The 3217-nt window shown below is 34.6% G+C and carries 3 protein-coding genes; 1 reads left to right on the top strand and 2 read right to left on the bottom strand.

Annotated features, from left to right (window positions below):
• Positions 1-200: T9SS type B sorting domain-containing protein (locus tag N4A35_07140; GenBank protein MCT4581177.1), on the top strand; the 200-nt coding region annotated here is incomplete at its 5' end.
• A gap of 290 nt (positions 201-490) precedes the next feature.
• Here N4A35_07140 and N4A35_07135 read toward each other — a convergent pair.
• Both N4A35_07135 and N4A35_07130 read right to left on the bottom strand, forming a co-directional pair.
• On the bottom strand, positions 491-1279 hold the full coding sequence (locus N4A35_07135; protein MCT4581176.1) for an ankyrin repeat domain-containing protein: 789 nt from the start codon (positions 1277-1279) through the stop codon (positions 491-493).
• A gap of 4 nt (positions 1280-1283) precedes the next feature.
• Positions 1284-3217 (bottom strand): hypothetical protein (locus N4A35_07130; protein ID MCT4581175.1); only part of this gene is annotated, 1934 nt, incomplete at its 5' end.

Genomic DNA, 3217 nt, shown 5'->3' with positions numbered 1-3217 from the left:
GTATTGATCCAAACACTACGGAGTTTTCGATCTTCGACAGATGGGGAACTCAAATTTACTATACTGAAGATGGGACGCCTTGGGATGGGCGTTACAAAGGTGAATATGCTATCCAAGATACTTATGTCTATAAGTTTAACTGTAAAGACGTGCTTGGTGATCCGCATGAGTATATTGGACATTTCTTTTTACTGAGGTAGTATCTATTGTAAATAATGTTTATAGCTTAATTTCTATTAATATGATCTATTTAATCAATACGATTTTTTCTTATTAAAGTTAATTTGAGCTAAACTAACTTTATTAGTATAGTATCTGCTATTATTACCTTTACTATACTTCTCTGTTAGTCAGCAAATAACAAAGTCAAAAAACAAAACAAGCTACGAATGAACGTAGCCTGAAATGGCAAAGAGAATACCTTTGAACCAAGGAGAGGGTTTGCGAGGTCGACGAGTAAACAGAAGGGAAGGGTTATGAAAATAAACTATTAATACTTTTCCAGATACTCTTTTGAGTAGTTCTTATAATAATGTTCAGGAATGGGAGCATTTTTATAATCATATCCTTTCTTTTCTAAGAAATCTACTATTTCCATTTTTATTTTGTAGTCTTCAGAATCTAAAGGAAACGTCCACCTTCTAAGTAGTTTTTCTATTGTAACACCTACCATATTATGACTAGATGGAATCTTTAAAGAGGCTTCTTTTTCTACTAAAAGATACCTAACTATTTTAGGATTATTCCCCACTGTTAAAGATTTGAATAAAGGTGAAACTAAATCATTCATATAATTAATATCAGCTCCATTTTCAACCAATATTTTAACTGTTTCTAACCTTATTGCTGAAGCTGCTATAAGAGGAGTTGCGTTAAAATCATTTTTTATCATAGATTTATTATTTACATCAGCACCATAATTTATAGCAGAGATAACATACCTTGATGTCTCAAATTTATAACAAGCTTCTATCATAGCAGACTCTGATTTAGAATTATACCAATTAGGATTAGCTCCATATTTTAATAGTTGCTGATAAATTGAAAATGAATTCCATTTGACTGCTTCTATTAATAAACTATCTAACTCATATTGAATATTAAATGATTTAATTTTTGATGTAGCTAATATTTTTTTTACTGCTAAACTATCTTTTTTTGTTACAGATTCTGATAATAAATCTACTGCTTCTTTTTTATTTTCAATTTTTTTATCCTTAACTATTTGACAGTTAATTAATAATAACGAAAAAAGCCCTATACATATTTTTTTTTTCATCTTTTTATTTATAACCTCCTAATTTAATACTTTGTAAGACATTTCCCATCGTATGATTTTTTAATGAGATATCAGCATTGATCATACCCACTCCTATTTGAACAGAACTAGCAACATGTCCCTGAATTAAATAGGGATGTTTAGCAATTTCTATTTCAAATGTTGTGTAAGGAACAGGGCTTTTTAAGTTAACCCAATTCCCCCCAGCTTTATCAAATTGTACTTTATTTAAAATTTCACCTTGTATTACATAAGCATTAACATTTGCTAATTTAGTTAACCCTAATTTTTCTTTTGTTCCATCAGCTAATCCAGCTGCATTAAAAGTTATAGCATTTAAACCTGTTTTTAGAGCATTTGCCTCAGCCAAGCCTCCTCCTAATGAGTGACCTACAAAAGTTAGATTATCTCCAAACCTTATATTAAGTATTTGAGCATTAAAAGTAGACTCTATATATTGCTTATCATATAGCCCGAGAGCTTGAGCAGCATCTGTTCTTACATCAGGAAGATCATCTGTACCTGCAGTAGCATAAACACGATAAACTGTCCCATCATAAGGATCCGTTCTCTTATACAAGGCAGAATTGAATCCTGATGAAAAACGAAGGGTAAGATCATTTGCTTCATTAGAAACTTTCCAATTTGTATTCGCAGGATTAAAATAAACAATTTTACCGTTATTATCTTGTCCTACACTATAAACATGTTCTGCAATTTCTGCTGATTCTCTAACTGTCGGTGGTCCAAAATATTCTTCTGTACCATCCTCATACTTGTGCAATGTTCCAGTATTTCCATACCCATATTCATTAGGTAAGCAAACACTCATAGATTGACAATCTGTTGTATTTCTATTTCCATTATCATCAAACCCCTCAGTTGGTTGGGTAGTATGAGTTACGACTCTTTCTTCCAGTCCTTCTAACTCTACAGCATGAATAACTTTATTTCCGCTAAATGAATATGGTGTATAATGAGGATACTTACTCGTCAACGGATCCACAGCAAAAAATCTCCCCAACCTTGGGTCGTGCATTCTGTATTTATAATTTACAGAATTCCCTTTCCCTTTTACTTCATCATCAGTCTCTTGCCCTTGGAAATTGTAGCGATAGTCTTCACTACCACCACTTCTTCCTGGCATTTGCATACCAAATGGAAAATAATCAGAGAAACTTACAACATTTGCTGTATAATAGTCTCCTAGATTAATCTCATCATTTCCATCAACATCTTCTAGTAGCTTCTGGTCGGTGATCACTGCTCTCACATTTCCTAAATGGTCTTTAAGCTCATAAGATTTACTTCCTACTATTCTATAGTAAGTGTCGTCGTTATCGGCTACTAACTTATAGACTTGGGTTGGTAATGTTCCACTTAGGCGTTCTTCTGTTGTTGAGGATGGGAAAATGTTACTGGTCGTTGTTACTCCATTTTGTGTACTGTAGTGGTGCAAATCTGCTCCTGACTCGTACACGTTGGGTATGTATAAGTTTCCGTTCACTCCTCTTTTGATGTCGCCTAACAAATATACTAAATTTTGGGAGAGTGGTAAACTGGTTAAGCTTAGTTGATCGTATTTCCATAGTTTTCCTCCACTGGTGTTGTTGCTGGCGTTGTATAGGTCGTGTTGGGTATAAAGGAGGTTTTCACTGTCCCCTTGGTAGGCTATGCCTGCTTGTGGGGCGTAGCTTCCTCCTGTTGTCGTAACGTTGGTGCTTATTCCTGTGGATGTGATTTTGTCGCTGTTTAATGCGATTTCATAAATCGTCGTGGTTTTATGGTCAAAGCCTGCGATCTTTTTGCTATGGCTGTGCCACACGAGTTTTTCTCCGTTGGGTGCGATTTGTAGTTCGCCCATATCACCGTCTCCGCATTGTGTGGTGCTCCATAGTACGTGTTCTGTGATTGGGGCGTTTTCGTTGAGTTCTATGG

It is taken from the genome of Flavobacteriales bacterium (assembly GCA_025210295.1).
In the GTDB taxonomy this organism is placed as follows: domain Bacteria; phylum Bacteroidota; class Bacteroidia; order Flavobacteriales_D; family Parvicellaceae; genus S010-51.
Note: the sequence above shows the minus strand (reverse complement) of the source record. Positions and strands in the feature narration are given on the sequence as shown.

What these genes read in the sequence shown, in the direction of transcription:
- N4A35_07135 (MCT4581176.1), bottom strand. Translation starts at nt 1,279, where the DNA reads ATGAAAAAAAAAATATGTATAGGGCTTTTTTCGTTATTATTAATTAAC.